General features: G+C 62.8%; 23 protein-coding genes and 1 pseudogene. 20 read left to right on the top strand and 4 right to left on the bottom strand.

The features are described 5' to 3' along the window. Positions 1-215: 215 nt before the first annotated feature. From AB1555_16660 to AB1555_16580, 17 genes and pseudogenes are all read left to right on the top strand, one after another. Positions 216-998, top strand: a complete 783-nt coding sequence (locus tag AB1555_16660; protein ID MEW6248322.1) for a hypothetical protein — start codon at positions 216-218, stop codon at positions 996-998. Positions 999-1,063: 65 nt separating this feature from the next. Beyond that, positions 1,064-1,708 carry a DUF1326 domain-containing protein gene (locus AB1555_16655; GenBank protein MEW6248321.1) on the top strand — a complete coding sequence of 215 codons (645 nt, stop codon included), beginning with the start codon at positions 1,064-1,066 and terminating at the stop codon, positions 1,706-1,708. Between the two features lie 9 nt (positions 1,709-1,717). After that, entirely contained in the window at positions 1,718-2,518 is an 801-nt protein-coding gene (locus tag AB1555_16650) for a DUF2182 domain-containing protein (protein MEW6248320.1), read from the top strand. Positions 2,519-2,796: 278 nt separating this feature from the next. Next, complete coding sequence (locus AB1555_16645; GenBank protein ID MEW6248319.1) at positions 2,797-3,843, top strand: methylated-DNA--[protein]-cysteine S-methyltransferase; 1,047 nt, start codon at positions 2,797-2,799, stop codon at positions 3,841-3,843. Between the two features lie 573 nt (positions 3,844-4,416). Next, on the top strand, positions 4,417-5,967 hold the full coding sequence (locus tag AB1555_16640; protein ID MEW6248318.1) for a hypothetical protein: 1,551 nt from the start codon (positions 4,417-4,419) through the stop codon (positions 5,965-5,967). A gap of 18 nt (positions 5,968-5,985) precedes the next feature. After that, positions 5,986-6,816 carry an amidohydrolase family protein gene (locus tag AB1555_16635; protein MEW6248317.1) on the top strand — a complete coding sequence of 277 codons (831 nt, stop codon included), beginning with the start codon at positions 5,986-5,988 and terminating at the stop codon, positions 6,814-6,816. A gap of 196 nt (positions 6,817-7,012) precedes the next feature. After that, positions 7,013-7,369 carry a YciI family protein gene (locus tag AB1555_16630; GenBank protein MEW6248316.1) on the top strand — a complete coding sequence of 119 codons (357 nt, stop codon included), beginning with the start codon at positions 7,013-7,015 and terminating at the stop codon, positions 7,367-7,369. A 158-nt stretch (positions 7,370-7,527) separates the two neighbouring features. Next, positions 7,528-7,890: a YciI family protein gene (locus tag AB1555_16625; GenBank protein MEW6248315.1), complete on the top strand. Its 363-nt coding sequence runs from the start codon at positions 7,528-7,530 to the stop codon at positions 7,888-7,890. 75 nt (positions 7,891-7,965) lie between these two features. Further along, the gene (locus AB1555_16620) at positions 7,966-8,463 is read left to right on the top strand and encodes a VOC family protein (protein MEW6248314.1); all 498 of its coding nucleotides are present in this window, start codon (positions 7,966-7,968) and stop codon (positions 8,461-8,463) included. An 87-nt stretch (positions 8,464-8,550) separates the two neighbouring features. Beyond that, positions 8,551-8,976 carry a YciI family protein gene (locus AB1555_16615; GenBank protein ID MEW6248313.1) on the top strand — a complete coding sequence of 142 codons (426 nt, stop codon included), beginning with the start codon at positions 8,551-8,553 and terminating at the stop codon, positions 8,974-8,976. A 149-nt stretch (positions 8,977-9,125) separates the two neighbouring features. Next, positions 9,126-10,310, top strand: a complete 1,185-nt coding sequence (locus AB1555_16610) for an exo-alpha-sialidase (protein MEW6248312.1) — start codon at positions 9,126-9,128, stop codon at positions 10,308-10,310. 74 nt (positions 10,311-10,384) lie between these two features. Next, positions 10,385-10,681: a MoaD/ThiS family protein gene (locus AB1555_16605; protein MEW6248311.1), complete on the top strand. Its 297-nt coding sequence runs from the start codon at positions 10,385-10,387 to the stop codon at positions 10,679-10,681. Positions 10,682-11,103: 422 nt separating this feature from the next. Then, complete coding sequence (locus AB1555_16600) at positions 11,104-13,164, top strand: sigma 54-interacting transcriptional regulator (GenBank protein MEW6248310.1); 2,061 nt, start codon at positions 11,104-11,106, stop codon at positions 13,162-13,164. 1,088 nt (positions 13,165-14,252) lie between these two features. Then, a pseudogene (locus AB1555_16595) lies at positions 14,253-14,345 on the top strand (YciI family protein). Between the two features lie 121 nt (positions 14,346-14,466). Then, positions 14,467-15,066: a DUF1579 domain-containing protein gene (locus AB1555_16590; protein ID MEW6248309.1), complete on the top strand. Its 600-nt coding sequence runs from the start codon at positions 14,467-14,469 to the stop codon at positions 15,064-15,066. A gap of 118 nt (positions 15,067-15,184) precedes the next feature. After that, complete coding sequence (locus tag AB1555_16585; protein ID MEW6248308.1) at positions 15,185-15,544, top strand: DUF1428 domain-containing protein; 360 nt, start codon at positions 15,185-15,187, stop codon at positions 15,542-15,544. Between the two features lie 69 nt (positions 15,545-15,613). Beyond that, positions 15,614-16,879, top strand: a complete 1,266-nt coding sequence (locus AB1555_16580) for an RNA polymerase sigma factor (protein MEW6248307.1) — start codon at positions 15,614-15,616, stop codon at positions 16,877-16,879. 112 nt (positions 16,880-16,991) lie between these two features. Here the strand turns inward: AB1555_16580 and AB1555_16575 are convergent, their stop codons facing one another. Both AB1555_16575 and AB1555_16570 read right to left on the bottom strand, forming a co-directional pair. Next, complete coding sequence (locus AB1555_16575) at positions 16,992-17,393, bottom strand: thioesterase family protein (GenBank protein MEW6248306.1); 402 nt, start codon at positions 17,391-17,393, stop codon at positions 16,992-16,994. A gap of 157 nt (positions 17,394-17,550) precedes the next feature. Continuing rightward, positions 17,551-18,885 carry a TIGR02710 family CRISPR-associated CARF protein gene (locus AB1555_16570; protein MEW6248305.1) on the bottom strand — a complete coding sequence of 445 codons (1,335 nt, stop codon included), beginning with the start codon at positions 18,883-18,885 and terminating at the stop codon, positions 17,551-17,553. Between the two features lie 29 nt (positions 18,886-18,914). Here AB1555_16570 and AB1555_16565 point away from each other — a divergent pair, with 29 nt between their 5' ends. From AB1555_16565 to AB1555_16555, 3 genes are read left to right on the top strand one after another with little or no spacing between them, the layout of a single operon-like run. After that, positions 18,915-19,493: an SIS domain-containing protein gene (locus AB1555_16565; protein ID MEW6248304.1), complete on the top strand. Its 579-nt coding sequence runs from the start codon at positions 18,915-18,917 to the stop codon at positions 19,491-19,493. Next, on the top strand, positions 19,477-20,475 hold the full coding sequence (locus tag AB1555_16560) for a hypothetical protein (protein ID MEW6248303.1): 999 nt from the start codon (positions 19,477-19,479) through the stop codon (positions 20,473-20,475). Before AB1555_16565 ends, AB1555_16560 begins: the two co-directional genes overlap by 17 nt. A 22-nt stretch (positions 20,476-20,497) precedes the next feature. After that, a complete protein-coding gene (locus AB1555_16555; GenBank protein MEW6248302.1) occupies positions 20,498-21,121 on the top strand; it encodes a SprT-like domain-containing protein in 624 nt (207 codons plus the stop codon). 5 nt (positions 21,122-21,126) lie between these two features. On the opposite strand, the gene AB1555_16550 is transcribed toward AB1555_16555, so the two are convergent. Together AB1555_16550 and AB1555_16545 are read right to left on the bottom strand one after the other, a co-directional pair. Next, entirely contained in the window at positions 21,127-21,423 is a 297-nt protein-coding gene (locus tag AB1555_16550; protein ID MEW6248301.1) for a hypothetical protein, read from the bottom strand. 232 nt (positions 21,424-21,655) lie between these two features. Beyond that, positions 21,656-21,946: a hypothetical protein gene (locus AB1555_16545; protein MEW6248300.1), complete on the bottom strand. Its 291-nt coding sequence runs from the start codon at positions 21,944-21,946 to the stop codon at positions 21,656-21,658. Positions 21,947-21,990 lie beyond the last annotated feature (44 nt).

Raw genomic sequence — 21,990 nt, 5'->3', positions numbered from 1 at the left:
TCGGTCAGTCAACATACTGTCTCAAGTATGCCTCCTTTCCTCACGGCTCCGCGTGCCCGTCTCACTTGGCGACTGCGCAATTTCGCGACGAACCGTCATGAATAATGCGCGCTGGGCATCTGCCGAAAGGAACGCCGAAAGGGGACAGGCTACTTTAGTTCGAAATCGAAATTAAGGGGGCAGACCCCTTTGTTTTCTCATAGGCAGCACAGAGCGTGCACGCCCTATTTGCCGAGTGGAAGAAGTTCCAGCCAGAAAAGGCCCCTTACGTCCTGCGGGGCGACGAACAAATTCTCTCCAACCCGAAGCTGTTCTGTCGCTTCACGAGCTGGGGTCAATTTGCCGCCGCTCCTGACTTCGGCGCTCCTGGCCAATCAAAGCTCCACCTCGATCTTCTGCCGATGCCTTTCGTTGGAAACCTGAAGTCTGCTTCTGTGTTTCTCCTGATGTTGAATCCAGGCTTCGGCCCTCACGATTACTTCGGCGAGTACAACGTCCCCGAATACCGAACCGCGTTGTTGAACAACCTTCGCCAAGGCCGTGACAATTCCTTCATGTTTCTTGATTCACGCTTTTCTTGGCACGGAGGCTTCGATTACTGGCATACGAAGCTCCAAAACGTCATCGCCGCTTTCGCCGAGAGCACCAGCACCTCTTACGGCAGAGCCCGCTCGTTCTTTCAGTCGCATATCGCCGCGCTTGAGCTGGTCCCAGACCATTCCGTCAATTTCACGGTTCCCGCTCGATTGTTCAACTCGCTCCGTTCCGTTCAGCTAGCTCGCGCGTTCGTACATGACGAGCTTCTTCCTCGCGCCAAATCCAGAGACCGTCTCCTTGTTGTCACCCGTGCAGTGAAGCACTGGAGGCTTCGGGTCTCTCGCAATATCGTGGCCTACGGCCCCACAGAAGCGCGGAGTGCTCACCTGAGTGTCAAGAGCCGCGGCGGCTCTGCGATTCTCAAGTTTCTTTGCCGTGAGTATGCGAAACGCGCTGCCTAACCTCAAGGGACGCAGCGCGCGGGCACGATCGTGTTGCCCGGGAAGTAGTTCAAGCGGAGGACACCATGACACAGGTTGACTGGTATATCGAAGGACCCGAGTTCAGCAACTGCAACTGCGACTACGCCTCCCCTTGCCAGTTCGAGTCACCCCGGCCCACGCACGGAGACTGCCGCGGCTTCGCGGCGGTTCGGATCGAGAAGGGCTACTTCGGGGATGTGCCGCTCGATGGCCTGTGCGGAGCGGTTCTCTACGCGTGGCCGGGACCGATTTACGAGGGCCACGGCGAGTTTCAGGGCGTCATCGACGAGCGGGCCGACGGTCAGCAACGAGCCGCGTTGGCCACGATATTGTACGGCGGCGAGACCAACGAGGGGGCAACCCACTGGTGGGTCTATCGGATGATGTCCACGACGGTGCACCCGCCGATCTTCAGACCCTTTGAGTTCGACGTGAACATCGAGCGGAGAACCGCACGGATCGTGATCCCCGACGTGCTCGAATCCACGGCCCGTCCGATCCGAAGCCCCGCGACGGGGGCTGAGCATCATGTCCGCATCCAGCTTCCGAACGGGATCGAGTTCGACACCGCGGAGATCGGCAGTGGCACCACGAAGACGACGGCCTCGATCCGGCTCGACCTCGAGGAGACCTACGCCCACTTTACCTTTCTCCGGCATTCCGGCAAGGGCGTGGCCCGCTCGCGATAGAAGCCAGCCGTGTTAAGCCCGGGCCCGCACCATCCCGCTGACGTGACTCGGCCCATCGAGTGGGTCGCCCGCCACGATCGGATCGTCGTCGTGGCGGCGCTCGGCGCCGTGGTCGTCCTCGCGTGGGGGTTGCTCCTCGCGGGGACGGGCATGGACATGCCCGCCGCGCGAGCGGGCGAGCAGAGGGCGGACGCGGGCTCGCTCGGCAGGTTCCTCGCGCTCTGGCTCATGTGGGCCGTGATGATGGTGGCGATGATGCTGCCGAGCGCGGCGCCGACCATCTTGCTGTTCGCCGCGCTCACGCGGACGCGGGCGTCCGGCTCTCCGCTGCCGCCGACCGCCGGGTTCGCCGCGGGATACGTGCTCCTGTGGGGCGTCTTCAGTCTCGTCGCCACCTTCGCGCACCTGGCACTCGAGCATGCCGCGCTCGTGTCCTCCGCGATGCGGGCGACGACCTCCGTCCTGATCGGCCTGCTCCTGGTTGCCGCCGGCATCTACCAGTGGACGCCCCTGAAACACGCGTGCCTCCGGCACTGCCGCTCGCCGGTCCATTTCGTGACGAGACACTGGCGCGCAGGCCTGGGCGGCGCGTTGCGCCTCGGGCTGTTCCACGGCGCCTACTGCGTCGGCTGCTGCTGGGCGCTGATGGGCCTCTTGTTCGCCGGGGGGGTGATGAACGTCGCGTGGGTGGCCGCGCTGGCCGTCTTCGTCCTGCTCGAGAAGACGACCGTCCTCGGCACGCGCGTGGGCCGAGCCTTGAGCGGCGCCGGCCTCGTCGTCGCGGGCGCGATCGCGCTCGCACTCCGATGACGTGCGCCGGCTGGCAGGAACGACACCGCCTTCCGATGGCCTCACACTTCGCCTGGCATCAGCACGTCAATGCGAATGCAGCCCGACCCGTCCGTTACCTTGAAATCACGACGCTGCCCCTCATGAAGGCCCTGGGGGCATGGCGTACCGAAACCGAGAAGGAGGAAAGCGCCGCGCCTGACACTCGTCGTTCTGCTGCGGAGGTCGCCGGCAAGTTCTCGACATCCACGCCTGAAACCCGGTGGAACGGGATCGGACCAGCCGAGTAGACTCTTGCCATGGACACTCTGCTACCGATCACTGAAATGGCACGGGCGTACCTCGAACGGGACGCCTCCTACGACGGCCTGTTCTTCCTCGGCGTTCGCACGACCGGGATCTTTTGCCGACCGACGTGTCCGGCGCGGAAGCCGCTGCCGAGGCACGTCGAGTATTTCCCGACCGCCCGAGCCGCCCTCGTGGCCGGGTACCGCCCGTGCAAGCGGTGCCGACCGCTGGAGCCGGATGATCAACCACCATGGGCCGCCGCCCTGCTGAGTGACGTGGAGCGGGACCCTTGGTCCCGGATCACGGACCGCGACTTGAGGGCGCGGGGGATCGACCCGGGCACGGTTCGGCGCTACTTCCTCCGTCGGTATGGCATGACCTTCCAGGCGTTCACCCGAACCAGGCGGCTGTCGGGGACCTTAAACCGGATCCGAGAACATGGGGTACTGGATACCGCCGTGTTCGAGAGCGGGTACGAGTCCCACAGCGGCTTCCGCGATGCGTTCACCCGGACCTTCGGCCATCCTCCGGGACGGTACCGGAACGGGAAGTGCGTGTTTCTGTCTTGGTTGCGCAGTCCCCTCGGCCCCCTCGTGGCCGGGGCGACGGACGAAGGGATCTGTCTGCTGGAGTTCACTGACCGGCGGATGTTGGAAGCAGAGTTGGCGGCGCTACGAAAGCTGTTCGATGCGCCGGTTGTTCCCGGATCCAACCAACACCTGGACACGCTGCGAGACGAACTCGCGCGGTACTTCGCTCGCTCCTTGCAGGCGTTTTCGGTTCCGTTGGTCTATCCCGGCACGGCGTTCCAGCGGCGCGTGTGGGAGCAACTCCTCGCCATCCCCTATGGGGAGACGCGCTCGTATGAGCAGATCGCCGTCGCAATCGGGGAGCCGAAAGCGATACGGGCGGTGGGCCGTGCGAACGGGCTCAACCGCATCGCCATCCTGATCCCGTGCCACCGCGTGGTCAACAAGGATGGCGAGCTTGGCGGCTACGGGGGCGGTCTGCGGCGAAAGCAGTACTTACTCGATCTTGAGCGTTCCGTCGGTGAATGAGCCGGCTTAACCACACGCTGCACTGACCGTGGCGCGACATTCGTTTCCGGGACTTCCAGTTCCCTGGGCAAGGCTCCAGAAGTGGAGCCAGGCGTCAGACAGACGCACAGAGAAATGAATCCATGGCCGGAAACGCGCGAAAGACTGAACACGCCGGATCGAGAAAGGGCCGCGGCGCCTATTGGGGCCGGAAGGCAGACGCCAAGCGAGAGAGCAATCGGGCGCGGCGCGAGGGTGCGAAGCGGGCCGTTCGCCGGGGCCTTGCGGAATCGACCACACCGCAACGGCGGTGTCTTTGGTTTGAGGGACTAGACGCGCGTCAGATTCTGATGGAGCAGTGGCTCTATACGGCCGTGTGGTTGCTGCTTCTTGGGTGGGGCGCGCACGACTTATTGACGAAGGTATAGGGGAGCCTGTGCGGGCCTTGGGTTGTTCGACGCGTCTGAACGCAAACCGCACGGGAGACATTCATGAGCATCCTCAGGGTCAATCTCCGCGCTATCGTGAAAACAGACCGGAGACAAGAGAAAGGAGAGCCGGACTGGCGGCGAGGAGGTGAAGGGAGGTACGAGCATGACCATCCACTCGGGAAGAAGCCGGCGCGCGAACGGGTTACGCCTCACGTTGGGTGCCTGCGGCCTCATCGTCTTGGGGCTGGCGGTGCTCGCCGGCTGCTCATCGATCCCGCAGGTGCCGACCGAGCACATCGTGATGATCAACGGCCGCGGGAACCCCGTGGACCCGACAGGGAACATCGGCTGCGCCGACGAGCCGGCGCCGTGCAACGGCTCGCACTTCTGGCTCACGGCCTATCCCGAGATGACACGGGACCGGTACGACGCCTACCTGTCGACGCTGTTCGAGGCGATGCGGCGTGACGCGCCGACGGTCGACGGCAAGAGACGGCTCTTGCTCTTCGTCCATGGCGGCTTGAACACCCAAGTGGGGACCATCAAGCGGGCCGCCGCTCTCCACCGGTCCATCGAAGCGGCCGGCTATTTCCCGATCTTCATCAACTGGCAGTCCTCGCTCTTCTCCAGCTACTTCGATCACCTGCTCTACATCAGGAAGGGTCAGGACCTCGGGGTGGCGGGCGTGCCGTTCGCGCCGTTCTATCTGCTCGCCGACGTGGCGCGGAGCGTGGCCCGGGCACCGGTCGTGTGGGCGTTTCAATTTTGGAATGATATCCGGAGCATTCCGTTCGTCACGACGCCGGACGAAACGGACGCCAGGCGCATCGCCGATGACGTCAAAGGAGAAGGGATCATCGATTTGGCCGAGGGAGACGACAGGCGGGACACCGCCGAAATGATCGCCTCGGGATTCTCCTGGTTCGTCACCCTCCCGACCAAACTGCTGACCGCGCCGTTCATCGACGCCTTCGGCAAAAGCGCCTGGGAGATCATGTTGCGACGCACGGACATGCTGTACCACACCGACGGCGACTTCTCGACGGAATCCGACGTCGCCAAGCGGGCACACGCGGAGAAGGGCTATCAGCACATCCGGGCGGACGGCGGGCTCTCGGTCTTCATGCGCCGGCTTCAAGAGGAACTCGCGCGGAACGGCGGCGCCGACGCCTGGGACATCACATTGGTGGGCCACAGCATGGGCACGATCGTGCTCAATCGGCTGATCCACGACCTCGGAACATCCCCGTCGGGAACGATGCCCTTCAACCGGATCGTGTACATGGCCGCAGCCGCATCGGTTAAGGAGTACGAGGACAGCGTCTTCCCCTATTTGGCCCGGAACCCCGGCGCGCACTTCTACCACCTGACTCTGCATGCACGGGCGGAGGTCCGCGACCGCTGGGAGCCGGTCCGTTACGTGGACCTTCCGCCGCGCGGCTCTCTGCTCGTGTGGGTCGATGAGTTCCTCGCCAACCCGGGGACGCCGCACGACCGCACCGCGGGACGATTCACCAACCTCATGGTCGCGCTCCACAATACGCCCGAGGAGTTGCGACGGCGCATTCACATCAAAGAGTTCAATGCGGGCGCGGACGTGCGGGACACCGATCCACAGAAGCACGGCCAGTTCTCGGCGCCGTTCACCTTCTGGAAGCCGGAGTGCTGGGAGCCCAAGAGACCCAGCTCGACGGGCTGTCTGGCCGGACGGTAGTTCTTGAGTTGGGTAAGCATGCCCGGTTTTCTTTTTGTTGCTGCGCTCGTGGTGCTGTTCGGCGGGACGATGCGCACCCAGGCGGCCGAGCTTCCGCTGTTCGATGCGCACATCCATTATAACCACGACGCTTGGGAAGTAATCTCGCCGAGCGAGGCGATCGCGCGGTTACGGAAGGCCGGTGTGCTGCGGGCGCTCGTGTCCAGTTCCAGCGACGACGGCACGCAGAAACTGTATGCAGAGGCGCCCGATCTAATCGTGCCGGAGCTTCGGCCCTACCGGAAGAACGGAGAAATTTCCAGTTGGCTGCGTGACGAGTCGCTCCTCGCCTACCTGGAGGAGCGGCTGAAGCGATACCGGTACGTTGCCATCGGAGAGTTTCATGTGAGCGGCGCGGATGCGGATTTGCCGGTCGTGCGCGGCGTCGTCCGGCTCGCCAAGCAGTACGGCTTGATGCTGCACGCCCACTCGGATGCCGATGCGGTGGAGCGTGTGTTCCGCCAGGATCCGGAGGCGCGGATCCTCTGGGCGCATGCCGGATACGAAAACCCGCCGCGCGTGCGCGAGATGTTGCGGCGTTATCGGAACCTCTGGGTGGAACTCTCGTCCCGCGACGATGTCGCCCCTAACGGTCAACTTGCGGGAGAGTGGCGGGCCCTCCTGCTTGAATTTCCCGATCGCTTCATGGTGGGCACTGATACGTTCGCTCCCGAGCGCTGGGGTATGATCGGCTCGCACGCCGGCTCGGTGCGTGCGTGGCTGGCTGAGCTGCCGACGGAAATCGCCGAGCGCCTCGCCTACAAGAACGGCGAAGCCGTGCTGACGGCAGGATTTTCGAAGCGGCGATGAGCCGGCCAGCCGGCCGGCCGGCGTAACTCCTCGTTTTTCCGAGCCGAGCCAAACATTCTTGTCCATGATTTTCGCTCCTACCGTGTACCCGCTCCTCCCGCTCCGCCTTTCTGGAAAGCCCCTTGTCGATTTTGGCAATCTTGAACGACTATCTGACAAGAATAGCGGTTCACATCCCCATCGGAGGTTCGAAGCCATGAAATACCTGCTCCTGTGTTGCCACGAAGAGAAGAAGCTGGACTCCATGTCCGCGAGCGAGTGCGCCGCCCTGATGGAAGAGACCATGGCCTACTGCGAGGCGCTGAAGCAGAGCGGTCACCTCATTGCGGCGGAGCAGCTCGAACCAATTCAGACGGCTATGACGGTGCGGGTCCAAAACGGGAAGCTGTTCACGACGGATGGTCCGTTTGCGGAGACCAAAGAGCAGATTGGGGGGTTCTTTCTTATCAACGCCAAAGACCTCAATGAGGCCATCCAGGTGGCCTCGAAGTTTCCATCCGCGCGGTTCGGGAGCCTGGAGGTGCGGCCGGTCATGGAGCTGCACCGGGAGTAGGATCGGTGTCGATTTTGGCGGCTTACGACGATTATCCTGTGGGACAAAGCGGCACTTGCGAGAAAAGCGGGACAGGTTGAACGTCACTTCCAGACGAGTCGCGCGAGTCTCACCCTTCTCGCCTGTTCTGCCGAGAAGTCATTAGAGGAGCCATCCACATGAAATACATGTTGCTGATCTACCACGACGAAAAAGCGTTGAGCGAAAGCGAGCGGCAGGAGTGTTACGCGGAGTCCTTGCAACTTGCGCAGCAGCTTCACTCGAACGGCCAATATCTGGCCGCCAACCCTTTGCACCCGACATCGATGGCGACCTCCGTCCGGGTGCGCGACGGCAAACGGCTCGTGACCGACGGTCCGTTCGCGGAGACGCACGAGCAACTGGGTGGCTACTTCCTCATCGAGGCCAAGAATCTCGACGATGCCATCGCCGCCGCCGCAAAGATTCCTATGGCGCGCAAAGGAACCGTGGAGGTCCGGCCGGTCATCGAGATCCCGGGGCTGCCGGACCGTGAAGCGTGAATCGTGAAGCGTATCTCGGTAGGGGTCGGAGCTGATAGCTGGTAGCTTCGGTCCCAAGAGACAAAGGAGGATGTCATGGCCACGCAGGCGAAACCCATTCCCGCAGGCTACCACTCCGTCACTCCCGTGCTCACGGTACGGGACGTGGACAAGCCGATCGACTTTTACAAGCGGGCCCTCGGCGCTGAAGAACGGCTGCGATTTATAGGACCGGACCGAAAGAGCGTCATGCATGCGGAACTCAAGATCGGCGATTCCGTCATCATGTTGGGAGGTGAACAAGCAGACAAGGGCTGCCGCAGTCCGCAGACGCTCGGAGGCACCCCGGTTTCCCTGTATCTCTACGTCGAAGACGCGGATAAGGCCTTCAGCCGCGCCACCTCAGCCGGCGCCACGGTGGCCATGCCGGTCGCGGATATGTTCTGGGGTGATCGGTGCGGGACGTTTGTGGATCCGTTCGGTCATACATGGTCCGTGGCCGCGCGGAAAGAGGATCTCTCCCAAGAGGAAATCCAGAAGCGCGGCGAGGCCTTCTTTGCCGAGATGGCGAAGCGTCAGCCAAGCTGCGTGTAGCCGCCGCGCATGAATTCCCATAGCACGTGAGGTCATCGACGAAATTCGCTGGCGAGACCGTACACCAGGATGCAAAAGGAGGGGACTATGAGCACGCCCACATCACAAACTGATTACCTGTTGCTGTTTCGCGGCACGGACTGGGGGAATCGGCTGGCGCCGGAGCAACTTCACAAGGTCGTGTCGGATTGGGCCGCTTGGTTCGAACGCTTGGTGCAAGAAGGGAAATGCGCGGGCGGTCATCCGTTGCACGGTGAGGGCAAGCTGGTCTCCGGCAAGAACGGACACGTCGTGACCGACGGCCCGTTTGCCGAATCCAAGGAAACCTCCGGCGGCTACTTTTACCTTCAGGTCGCCGACATGAACGAAGCGGTGGAGATCGCCAAGCAGTGTCCCGGACTCGAGCACGGCTGTGTCGTGGAGATCCGCCCGGTGGCCGACAGGTGCATGGCCGGAGCGCGCCGATTGGAACAGACGACTCCCCGGGAGCAGCTTGCCGACGCAACCGCGTGAGGGCATGAACGTGGACACGGGCACAGCGACACCGCCGATAGGGAGAGTTTTCGGCTGACGGCTCCAGCTTGCCGGGATGAAATCCGAACGAGCGTCTGCGTCGAGAAGATCGGTTGGATGCAATGGTTCATCATGCGAAGGAGAGAGCGATGAGCAACGTACGGGTTCTGGTCGGGACGAGGAAAGGCGCGTTCATTCTCACGTCGGACGGCAAACGCAAGAACTGGGACGTCAGCGGTCCGCACTTCGGCGGGTGGGAGATTTACCATCTCACGGGATCTCCCGTCGAGCCGAATCGGCTCTACGCCTCCCAAACCAGCAGTTGGTTCGGACAGGTCATTCAACGGTCGGATGACGGCGGCAAAACCTGGAACGCACCCGGAACCAAACCCGAAGATCTCAGGGGGCCGGACGGCATGCCGAAGGGCGAGAGCAACATGTTTCTCTACGATACGTCCGCTGAAACCGGCAGGCCGCTCACCACGCATCAGTGGTACGACGGCACGCAACGACCGTGGGAATTCAAACGCGTCTGGCACCTCGAACCGTCGCTGACAGATCCGGACACGGTCTACGCCGGGGTGGAAGATGCCGCCTTGTTCCGCTCGACCGACGGCGGACGGACGTGGCAGGAGCTGGCCGGCCTCCGCGAAGTGAAGGGGAATCTGTGGCAACCCGGCGCCGGCGGCATGTGTCTGCATACGATCATCCTGGACCGGACCAACCCGCGGCGGATCTATATTGCTATCTCGGCGGCCGGCGCGTTCCGGACCGACGACGCCGGCAAGACCTGGCGGGCGATCAATCGAGGCTTGCAATCCCAATATGAGCTGCCTGACCCGGACGCGGACGTCGGCCACTGCGTGCATCGCATTACCATGCACCCGTCGCAGCCGAACGTGCTGTTCATGCAGAAACACTGGGACGTGCTGCGCAGCGATGACGCGGGTGAGTCGTGGCGCGAGATCAGCGGGAACCTGCCGAGTGATTTCGGATTCCCGATCGCCGTACACGCGCACCAGCCGGAGATCGTCTACGTGGTCCCGATCAAGAGCGACTCGGAGCATTTTCCGCCGGAGGGGAAACTCCGGGTGTACCGGAGCAGAACCGGCGGGGACGAATGGGAAGCGTTGACCAACGGTCTGCCGCAGCGCGACTGTTACGTCAATGTGTTGCGCGACGCCATGGCGGTCGACTCGCTCGATCCGTGCGGCCTCTACTTTGGGACTACCGGCGGCCAGGTGTACGCCTCGGCCGACGGCGGAGAGAGCTGGGCGCCGATCGTCCGGGATCTGCCGGCGGTGCTGTCGGTCGAGGTGCAGACACTGCCCTGAATCCGCGTGAAGCGTCGTTCGCAAGCGAGATATGAGCGACGAGATACATACGACGGTTTTTGGCGAGATACGAAATGATTCGGGTTGTATTGCCAGCCCATCTGCGGACGCTGGCCCGCATCGACGGCGAGGCGACGCTGGATCTCGAGGGCCCGGTGACGCAGCGGTCGATCCTCGACGCGCTGGAAGCCCGCTATCCGATGTTGCGGGGGACGATCCGCGATCACGTCACGCAACAGCGCCGCCCGTTCCTGCGGTTCTTCGCCTGCGAGCAGGATCTCTCCCACGAATCGCCGGACGCTCCGCTGCCCGACGCCGTCGCGACGGGCGCCGAGCCGTTTCTGATCGTGGGGGCTATGGCGGGAGGCTGACAGGCTGTCGAACACGTCCGCAGGATGCGTGGTCGGCTCATCGAGTCCTCCTGTATTTGCGCCACGCGCAGTCTCCCGGAGGGAGGTTGCGCGAGTTGCCTTGAGCGCCTCAAATTCGTATCACCAGGTACGCTGATCGCTGCCTTCACGGAAGCTTTGCGGTAGAAAGAGCGTTGCGTGGATCGGCTCGTTCCGTGAAGTGCGACGCATCCGGGAACCCTGTCAGCACCGATTCCGGTATGGCCCATCGCGAATTGCTTTCGGACACGCACCATGCCGAGGCCGGCTCCCCATTGGATAGGAGGCTCGGGCCGGACTACAATCGGGGGGCGACTTCCGCGTGAACAATAGCCGTGTGATCGCTTTCCGTCGTGCTTCAGCCGAGCAAGCTCTTATGACCGATTAAGAAGACGGTGAGCGCTATGGATAGGCACGCCCCATCTCCCTGCGAGACCCTAGCGGATCAATACCAAACCCTGCTGGAGGTCACCGAGGCGATCTCGACACGGCACAATCTGCCGGACCTGTTCCACGATCTCGCTCAGCGACTTCCTCGGGTTGCGCCCGTCAATTTCGTCGCTCTGTCTCTCTATGATGCCGAGCGCAACCTGATGCGGTTGCACACGCTTCAGACCAATGTTCCGGCAGAGATTGTAGGAGGCCACGAAGAACCTCTTGAGGAGACTCCGACCGGACTGGTCTGGCGCACACAACAACCACTCATTATCCAGGACATTTCAGACGAGCAGCGCTGGCCCAAAGTCATCGGTCGGATGCGTGAGGACGGCATCCGGTCTCTGTGCATGGTGCCCCTCACCACGGCTCTACGGCGGCTCGGAACCATCGGGTTCGCCAGCGTGGAAAAGGGGGCTTACGCTGAAAAGGACGTGGTGTTTCTTCAGCAGGTGGCGCGACAAATCGCGGTGACCGTGGACAACGTTCTCCATCATCAAGACCTGACCCGTGACCGGGACAGGCTGCGCCTGTTGCTGGAAGTCAACAATGCGGTGGTGTCCCACTTAGACCTGCGAGACGTCTTCGTCGCAGTCAGCGCGTGCCTGCGAAAGGTCATCCGGCACGATGGGTCTGCGCTAGTGTTGTTCGACTCCGCTACCAATCGCTGTCGCGTTCATGTGCTGGACTTCGCAAGGAAGGAAGACTTCGTTGAAGAGCATCCGATCACACCCGAATGCAAGTCTCCGTCGGACAAAGCGATCGCCACCAAGAAACCGGCGGTCTATCGGAAGCGCGATCTGGAGCTGTTGGCGGTCGAATCCGAGATCACCCGACGGCTGCTGAGCCAGGGAGTCCGCTCATTCTGCTCCGTTCCTCTCCTGTCGCATGAGAGAGTCCTCGGCGCATTGAACGTGGGGCGTACGCGTGAAGAGGACTTCACACCGGCCGAGTGCGAACTCCTCAACCAGGTCGCGCAACAGATCGCCATCGCGGTGGAGAACGGGCTGGCCTATCAGGAGATTGCCCAGCTCAAAGAAAAGCTGACGAAGGAAAAGCTCTATCTCGAAGAGGAAATCCAGACCGAATACAACTTTGAGGAGATCGTCGGCGAGAGCCGCGCGCTCAAACGCGTCCTCAAACAGGTGGAAACGGTCGCCGTCACCGACTCCACGGTTCTGATTCTGGGAGAGACCGGCAGCGGGAAGGAACTCGTCGCACGGGCGCTTCACAACTTGAGCGGCCGACAGGAGCGGACATTCGTCAAGTTGAATTGTGCCGCGATTCCGACGGGCCTGCTCGAGAGCGAATTGTTCGGGCACGAGAAAGGCGCTTTTACCGGGGCGATCGGGAGAAAAATCGGTCGATTCGAACTGGCCGACGGGGGGACACTGTTCCTCGACGAGGTGGGAGAAATTCCGCTGGAGTTACAGGTCAAGTTACTCCGTGTGCTCCAGGAGCGGGAGTTTGAACGATTGGGGAGCAACCGAACGTTGCGGGTCGATGTTCGCCTGATCGCCGCGACCAATCGCGATTTGGCTCAACTGGTCGAGGAGAAAAAGTTCCGCAGCGATTTGTTTTACCGGCTCAATGTGTTCCCGATCACGGTGCCCCCGCTGCGCGAGCGGGTCGAAGACATTCCTTTGCTCGTCAGACATTTCACCCAGAAGTTCGCTCAACGAATGAAGAAGCGCGTGGAGACGATTCCCGCCGCGGCCATGAAGGCGCTGCAGGGCTATGCGTGGCCGGGCAACGTGCGGGAGCTGGAAAACTTCATCGAACGGGCCGTGATCCTGACGCAAGGGAGCGATCTCTATGTTCCGTTGTCCGAACTGAAATCGGAATCGAGCGAGGCGACGAACTCGCTGAACACGACCCTGGAGCAGGCCGAGCGCGAACATATTCTCAAGGCTCTCCGGGACAGCGACTGGGTAATCGGTGGTCCGGCTGGAGCCGCCGTCCGGCTCGGCATGAAGCGTACCACCCTGCAATCGAAAATGCAGAAGCTCGGCATTTTCCGCCCTTCGTAGCCTCGATAATTGACTCATCCGTAGTATCGGCTCGCGCCGATTTTTCGGCATGTGCCGAGATGTCGGCAGAATCGGATCGTCACCGGCTACATGGCGCTCCGCAATTCCTTCCCGTCAGGTTGGAAATCTCTTTGCTGACCTGTCATTAGCGCGGGGCGACCTACTCCATCGCTCTTGGTACGGGCGTTGCTGCTTGCACGCCGGTACACACCGCAAGAAGTCTTTGCTTCATCGCCGCGGTGTTCGACGTCGGATACTCGGGAAGCCCGCATTTATGAATCGTCGTGGCAGGAGGGGGGGACCAGTCCTGCTTCTCGTCATGGTTGCCTCGGCCGGGCTAAATCTCACCGCATGGAAGTATCAGTCCGTACGAGAGACTCGTGCAGCCTTCGCAAACCGGCCCGAGCGAGTCGAGTCTGTGACGGTCGACGTCACGAAGGAGGTCCAACACCGCCAGACCGCTACCTCAATCGGAACGGTCCTGGCATTGCGCTCGATCACCTTGCGCAACTCCCCGACCCCGCACCGAGTCGATGGACCAAACAGGCTGATTTCGAGGGAGGGTTCCGCCGTCCGATGAGCACATAGGCGGCATCCGAGGACGGTTGATCGCAGAATCTGGAGCGCTCGTCCTCATTTCACTCATCGCAGCGGCTACGCCGGGGATACGGGCTCTACTAAAAACTCTTCAGGAAATCGTGTGGGTCTTTCTTTTTCCCTCTCCCTTGAGGGGAGAGGGGAGGGTGAGGGTGAACGCCGGGGTTGGCGGACAAGACTGCGATGCCCATGGAGGCCCACGATGTTTCTGAACGGTCAAGGCCCATGCCGATCTCCCCCTCACCCGCACCCTCTCCCCCGCAAAGCGGGGGCGAGGGATGTCCTGGAGTTCCATACCCACACGAGATCCTGAAGAGCCCTAAAAATAAATGGGGCCGGCGGGTGTCGATTTCCGGTCTCCCGTTCGACTATCGGGTTGAGACCGATCCCGCTCGGTAGGCCGGTCAGAAGCATCGGTTCGGAACGGAAATAGGAACAAGAGACGACCGTGCGTTCAGGAGCAGCGTCAGGGCTATCAAGAATTCCGAAGGCTTCAGGCCGGCTCACAGGGATGGCGCGTCACGTGTGGCGGAACAAACCGAACCGTCGTCGACGGCTCTTTCGCCGAAACGAAGGAGAGCATCAGAGGAGGCGGATTTCCTTGTCGAGCGGGACGCGCCGGTGTGGCAGCCGGTGCTGTTTCATTGCGTGCTCGAAAAGCAGGAAACGGCAATGGATTCGGCATTCAACCACAAGGAGGGAACCATGCGTTTCATACAGCTCGCAGTCGCAACATTGTGCATCATGCTGACGGTCTCGCCGGTCATGGCCAAAGGCAAGAAGGACGACAAACCGATGGACCCGCAGGCGATGATGGAACTCTGGAAGAAACTCGCCACGCCCGGTGAGCCGCACAAGCTGTTCGCCAGCCTGGCCGGCAGTTGGACGACCACGACCAAGGAGTGGATGGAGCCCGGCAAGCCTCCCGCGGAATCAACCGGCACCGCGGAGATGAAGATGTTGCTGGACGGGCGTTTTCTCTACCAGGAATACAACAGCCAGATGATGGGGCAACCTTTCTCCGGAATCGGAATCGATGCCTATGACAACCTGACCAAGAAATACGTGACGGCCTGGATCGATTCGATGGGCACGGGAATCTTCATCATGGAAGGGACGGCGAGCCCGGATGGCAAGACGATCACGTTGAAAGGCTCGCATCCAGAACCAGGCGGCGGCCGGATGTCGCATCGCGCGGTTTGGAAGATCATCGATAACAACACACAGACCTTCGACATGTATGGCGCTCACCAGGGCGAAAGGGAAATGAAGATGCTGGAGATCACGTACACGCGGAAGCAGTAGGCCAATCGGCCTGCGCCTGCTCAGACGCAGGTCGACCCGGCCCCGGGTTGAACCCGCACAATTTCCGGAAGAGCCGAAAAAGTAGATAAGGACAGCACAGTGAGAAAGGATGGTTCACATGCGGTACGTCGATGGATTTGTGCTCCCTGTTCCGAAGAAGAACCTCCCGACCTACCGCCGCATGGCGCAGAAGGCGGGAAAGATCTGGCGGGAGTACGGCGCTCTCGACTACAAGGAGTGCGTCGGCGACGATCTCAATACAAAGATGGGGGTTCCATTCCCGAAAAGCGCCAAGGCTAAGCCGGGCGAGACGGTGGTGTTCTCGTATATCGTATATAGGTCGCGAGCGCATCGCGATCGCGTCAACGCCAAGGTGATGAAGGACCCGCGCATCGCGGCGATGTGCGATCCCAAGTCGATGCCCTTCGACGTCAGGCGCATGGTCTACGGCGGATTCAAGGTCTTGGTCGACGCCTGACCGGCACGCGCCCATACAAGAGGCTGACGGGCGACTTGCCTTTACGGCGTCGACGGCGCCGTTGAAGTGATGGATCATCCGGAAGATGCCACCAGACGGGTGCGCGAAGTGGTGGACGCCGTCTACCGCTCCGAGTCGCGCCATGTCCTCGCCACGCTCATTCGCCTGCTCGGCGAGTTCGAACTCGCCGAAGAGGCCTTGCATGACGCCTTCACCGCGGCGGTCGAGCAATGGGAGCGGGACGGTGTCCCTGCCAATCCCCGGGCGTGGCTCATTTCGGCCGGCCGCTTCAAGGCCATCGACGGCATGCGTCGGCGTGCCCGATACGACGCGTCGCTGGCGGAACTGGCCGAGCGGCTCGAAACCGAGACTTCCGACCCTGCGGCGTGGGACGACGACAGCGTGGAGGACGACCGCTTGCGGCTGATCTTCACCTGCTGCCATCCCGCCCTGTTTCCCGAAGCCCGGGTGGCGCTGACGCTGCGCGAGGTCTGCGGCCTCACCACGGAAGAAATCGCGCACGCGCTCCTCATTTCCCCGCCCACGGTGGCCCAACGTATCGTGCGGGCCAAGAGGAAGATCCGCGACGCGCGCATCCCCTATCGAGTCCCCTCGCAGGCCGATCTGCCGGACCGGCTGGACGCGGTGCTCCGTGTCATTTACCTGGTGTTCAATGAGGGCTACTCCGCCTCCTCCGGCGCTTCGCTCACGCGGCCCGATCTCTCGGCCGAGGCGATCCGGCTGGGGCGTCTGCTGATCGAGTTGCTGCCCGAGCCCGAGGCGCTTGGACTGTTGGCGTTGATGCTCCTGCATGAATCGCGGCGCGCCGCGCGCGCGGCGCCGGACGGCGAGCTGATTCTGTTGGCCGATCAGGATCGCTCGCTGTGGAACCGTGATCAGATCGCGGAGGGATTGGGGCTAGTGGACCGGGCGCTTGCCTCGCGCCGGTTCGGCCCGTACACGCTCCAAGCGGCCATCGCGGCGGTGCACGCCGAGGCGCCGAGCGCCGCCGAGACGGACTGGGCGCAGATCGTCGGACTGTATGACGTGTTGTCACGGGCGGAGTCGTCGCCCGTGGTCGAATTAAACCGCGCGGTGGCGGTGGCGATGCGGGATGGACCGGATGCCGGCTTGGCGCTGATCGACGCCATCCTGGCGCGCGGCGATCTGAAGGACTACCACCTCGCTCATGCGGCGCGGGCGGACCTGTGCCGGCGGCTGGGGAGGACAACCGAGGCTCGAGCCTCGTACCGACGCGCGCTCGGTCTCGCACGGCAGGAGCCGGAGCGGCGGTTTCTCGAACGACGGCTGCGCGAACTGCCGGACGGCGGGTGACCCGACGCTCACTTTTTCTTATCCTTGGGGCCCTCCGCGAACAGCAACCAGGCCAGGACGACGAAGCCGACCGCGACCGCCGCAATGGCCAACCAGGTGCCCAGCTTGTCCATCAATGGCCTCGCTCGACCGGTGCTTGTAGCGCTTCCACCATCGACGGATCCAACCGCTTCACCTTGCCTTGCAGGTCCACGGTCACCAGTTTCGCCGAGCCTTCCACAACAACGCGCCGGCTGGCCCGTTCCCGGATCACGTGGCTGAACGTCAGGGAACTGCGGCCGATGTCCGTCAACTTGGTCTCCACGGAGAGGACGTCGCCGTAGCGGGCGGGGGACCGGTAGTCCACGTCCGCGTGCACCACCAGAAACTGCGTGCCGTCCTTCACCAGCTCGACGACCGAGATGCCGCGCTCTTCAAGATATTCCGTCCTCGCCCACTCGAAATACCTGAGGTAGTTGGCGTAATAGACCACCCCGCCGCAGTCGGTGTCTTCATAATAAATGCGAACGTCCATGAATGCAGCTAGTGGCTAATAGCCGGCAGCGAATAGCGAACGGCTTGGAACCCCGGCATTGTCATCTCAACATGGAACCCAATTTGAGTATACTCTTCCCCTCCGACCGTCAGGCTTTCGTCCGGCTGCTCGCTGCCGGCTATTCGCTATGAGCTCATCAAAGATTCAAAACCGGAAACTTCGGCAATGAACTCTCGCTGACGCCCGTGAGCTTGATAACGATGTCGTAGAACTGCTGCACCCGCTCGGCTTTGACCGGCTCGAAGCCGTGGCCGAGCACCGCGTGGCCGGCTGCGTCGAGGAGCGGTTTCATTTTCGGCCACTGCGCGAGGAAGGTCTGCCCCATCTGATCGCCCAACCCGGCCAGCGCGCGGAACTGGCCCTGCAGCGGCAGCTTGTACTTGCCGTCCACATCGTCCAGGTAACAGGTCCGGCAGGTCTCCTGCAGCGCCTGCGGCAACTGTTCAGGCTGCACGTCCCACGTCTTGATCTTGTACTGCTTGAAAAGCTGTCGCTGCGCGAAAGCCTCGAGGGCGCGGACCAGGGCGACCATCGCCGCTTCGGCGTCATGATCGACATCGGCGCGCCGGCGCGCGTGCGCCAGGAGATCCAGCGCGACCGCCTCTTTCACCTCCAGCGGATCGAGCACCAGGTGTTCGAGAAAGCCCGCGTTCGCCTTGATCGCCGGCAGGACCTGCTTCAAGCCCGGCGGCCCGCCCCACACCGACGCCATCTCCAGCGCCTTGAGCGATATCTTGAGTTTCTCCCACGCGGGCCGATACTGAAATTTCTCCCAGAGCCCGTAACCTTCGGCGAGATCGGCCAGCGCCCGATAGAGCGGCTTTTGTCCGCCGCTGACGCGCGCCTCGATCTGGCGGAAAAGCGACGCCGCGGCGCCGAATTCCCCTCGATTGAACAGCTCGCAGCCTTCGCGGCGGGACCACGCCGCCGCTTCGTCCCACGGATTGCCCTGCGCCCACACGTACGTCTGCCCTTCGACGGTCACCGTTTCGCCGTCGGACGGCGAGCCGGCGGCGGAGCGCAGCAAGGTCACCGCCCGCGAGGTGTACGGCATCCCCGCCAGCGACAAGGCGGCCGCCATCGCCGGCGTGGCGCCGGTCAGGTCCGTCACCAACTCGCCGGGATGCACCTCCCAGGTCCGCAAGAGATCGGGGAGCGCGCGGGCCAACGCCTGATAGCACGCCATGAAGCGCTGCGGGTCCGGCGTCACGATCCAGTCCCACCGGCGCGGCATCTGCGCGATCTTCGGCTGGATCGCCTTCTCCACCAACGCCTTGGCCGATTCCGGCACGAAGAGGCAGAGCGAGTCCGGCTTCAGCCGGTTGATCGCATAGATCGCCGGCGGCGCATCGTCCGTGACCGCAATCAGCAGGGCTTTAATAGGACTCTCGGCCGCCATGACCGGCGCGACTATAGCATCCGCCCTCGACTCGATCAACGAGCCTGACCGGTTCCCTGCCTCGTTTGACACGGATTCCTTCGTCCCCTACAATCGCCCTCATGAAAGACCGGATTATCAAGGCATTCGAGGAGAGTGCGGAGGTCAAGCGGCGGTTCGTACGGGAACATGTCGACCGGATCGCGCAGGTCGCGCAACTCATCGGACAGGCCTTCCGCGAAGGGCGCAAGGTGCTCCTGTTCGGCAACGGCGGGAGCTCCACCGACGCCTCGCACATCGCCGCCGAGTTCGTCGGCCGCTATCACCGCGACCGGGCTCCGCTGCCCGCCATCGCGCTGGCCACCGATACGGCGGCGATCACCTGCATCGCCAACGACTATGCCTACGACGAGATCTTCGCCCGGCAAGTCCGCGCGCACGGCCAGAAGGGCGACATCGCCATCGCGATCAGCACGAGCGGCAATTCTTCCAACGTGCTGAAGGGCGTCCAGGCGGCGAAGGAAGCCGGCCTCACGACGATCGGCTGGACCGGCGGGACGGGCGGGAAACTGGCCGGCATGGTGGATCACGCGTTCGTCGTACCGTCGACCGTGACGGCCCGCATTCAGGAGAGCCACATTACGCTCGGGCACGTCCTGTGCGAGCTGATCGAGGAACAGGTCTTTGCGAAAAACGCCTGAGAGGGCGCGCGAGCCGGTTCTTCCCCGGGCCGCCATCCCGCCCATCAACGTTGCCGATCTCAAGACCTACCCGCTGAAGCGGCGCCACAGCAAAGTCCGTCTCTCGGATTTCGCGTCGTCCTGGAAGCGCGGCGGCTCGTTCAAACAATTCCTCCGAAGTCTCCCCGACATCCTCGCCGTCAAGACCTTGCGCGAAGTCGTAGACGCTATCGTGCGGGCGCACCGCCGCGGGAAGCCGGTGATCCTCGGCATGGGCGCGCATCCGGTGAAGGTCGGTCTGAATCCCGTCATCGTGGACCTGATGGAGCGCGGCGTGATCAGCGCCGTCGCGATGAACGGCGCCGTCATCATTCACGACTTCGAGCTCGCCTTGCTGGGTCACACGTCGGAAGAAGTGGACGCGGAAATCGACTCGGGCCGGTTCGGGATGGCGGAAGAGACGGGCCGCATGTTGAACGAGGCCATCTCGCGGGGGGTGAAGGACGGCCAGGGCCTCGGCGAGGCGGTCGGCCACTACATCAACCGCTACAAAGGTCAGTTTCCAAACCGGGCCACCAGCATCCTGGCGACCGGCGCCAGGCTCGGCATCCCGGTGACGGTCCACGTCGCGTTGGGCACGGATATCATCCACATGCACCCGTCCGCCGACGGAGCCGCGATCGGCGCCGGGTCGTTGTTGGATTTTCGCCGGCTGGCCGCGGTCGTTGCGGGAATGGAAGGCGGGGTCTATCTGAATCTCGGATCGGCGGTCATCATGCCGGAAGTCTTTCTCAAGACGGTGGCACTGGGACGCAACCTGGGACACGAACTCACGAACCTCACCACCGTCAACATGGATTTCTTGTCCCACTACCGGCCGACGACCAACGTCGTCCGGCGTCCGACCCAAAAAGGCGGAAAAGGGTACACGCTGATCGGCCACCACGAGATCATGTTTCCATTGGTGGCGGCGGCGGTCCTGGAAGAACTGGCGGACCGCTGATCTCCTCGACGACTGCACGGTCATGTCGGCGCTGTCGGCTGCACATCTCCAAACCACCTGGGCGGAACTGAACGCGCGCTACTTCCGCGGGACGCTACCCCCGATCGAGATCCGCTGGAGTGCGCGACTCACATCCTCGGCCGGCATGTTCGTGAGCCGGGTCGGACCGAGGGCCAGGTCCGGCGACGGCGCGGACACGAGACCGGAGCGCCGGTGCATTCGCCTCTCCATCCCCCTGCTCCGGCGACCACCCAAGAAGCGTCACGGCCCGGAACAGGAGCCGCTCAGCACCCTGGCTCACGAGATGATTCACCAGTGGCAGTTCGACGTGCTCAAGCGCCGTCCCGATCACGGTCCGGAGTTCCGTCGCATGATGGAAGCCATGAACCGCGACGGGCTGGGTGTCACGATCTATCACAGCCTCGCCAAGGAAGTGGACGCGCTGTCCCGCTACGCCTGGCGTTGCCAGGACTGCGGGCGCGTCTACCGCCGGCAGCGCCGCACGATCCATCCCCGCCGTCACCGCTGCGGAGCGTGTCGGGGCGCCCTGCGCGAGCTTCCGGTCGCGCAGCGGATTCGTCCAGTGTCCCGAAGACGCGAGACCGGCGGGTCGATTCAGCTCACCCTGCCGTTCTCCATCGCCTAGTGTCGTTATTCTTTCTTGTCCTTGTCTTTCTTGTCGGACACCGCCTTGTTCACGGCTTCCGCGGCGGCGCTGGCGGCCTTGGAGATGCCCTTGCCGACCTCGTCGCCGACGCGTTTGATGCCTTCCAGCACCTCCGGAATCGGATTCGGCAGATCTTTGACGCTGATGTCGATCTTGCTTTTCGACTGGTCGGATTTCTGTTGATCGGAGGCCTTCTCGGCGGAGTCGGCTGCGAGCGAACGGCCCGAGAACCCCGTAACGAGCAAGAACACGACGAAGACCGTCAGGCAGGTTCGTGTCATGGCCGGTTCACCTCCGAAAATAGGCCCGAGGTTAGAGGCTCGTGGCTAGAGGTCGGAGACTGTGCCCCCCTTGCCCCGAGCCCCTTGCCTCTCGCCCAGCCGCGATTTTCATCCTGCAGGGTGGCCCCAAGGGCCATGAGGACTGTATTCAAGTAGTCGTCAGCCATCAGCCCCCGCGAGCAGCCGCACATCGCGCCATTCGCGCGAGTCCCGCGACACTCAGGCGCCCTGTTCATGAACGAGGCGGTTCATCATCGCAGCCATCGATGATATACCGGACGCACCCGTTCCGGCCCGGTTGCAGCTCGGCCTTGCCGGGCGGGAGATCGACCAGGAGCCGCTTCACCAGACGCGTCATCGGCATCCCGTCTTCGATTTCGCACACCCAGACGTGAACGCCGGACTCGGTTTCCTGGTAGCGCTTGCGGAAGTGAAACCGCGGATCTTCCATGTAATAAGCCGACAGAAAGCCGGTGATGGCGTTGACCACCCACCCGTGCGCCTGCGCGAAGCGAGGGCTCACGGCCAACTCCACGGACTGTCGGTTATCCGATGGCATCGCGTTCG

It is taken from the genome of Nitrospirota bacterium, from assembly GCA_040755395.1.
Lineage (GTDB): Bacteria > Nitrospirota > Nitrospiria > Nitrospirales > Nitrospiraceae > DATLZU01.
The sequence above is the reverse complement of the archived record's forward strand: the minus strand, read 5'-3'. Positions and strand labels throughout refer to the sequence as shown.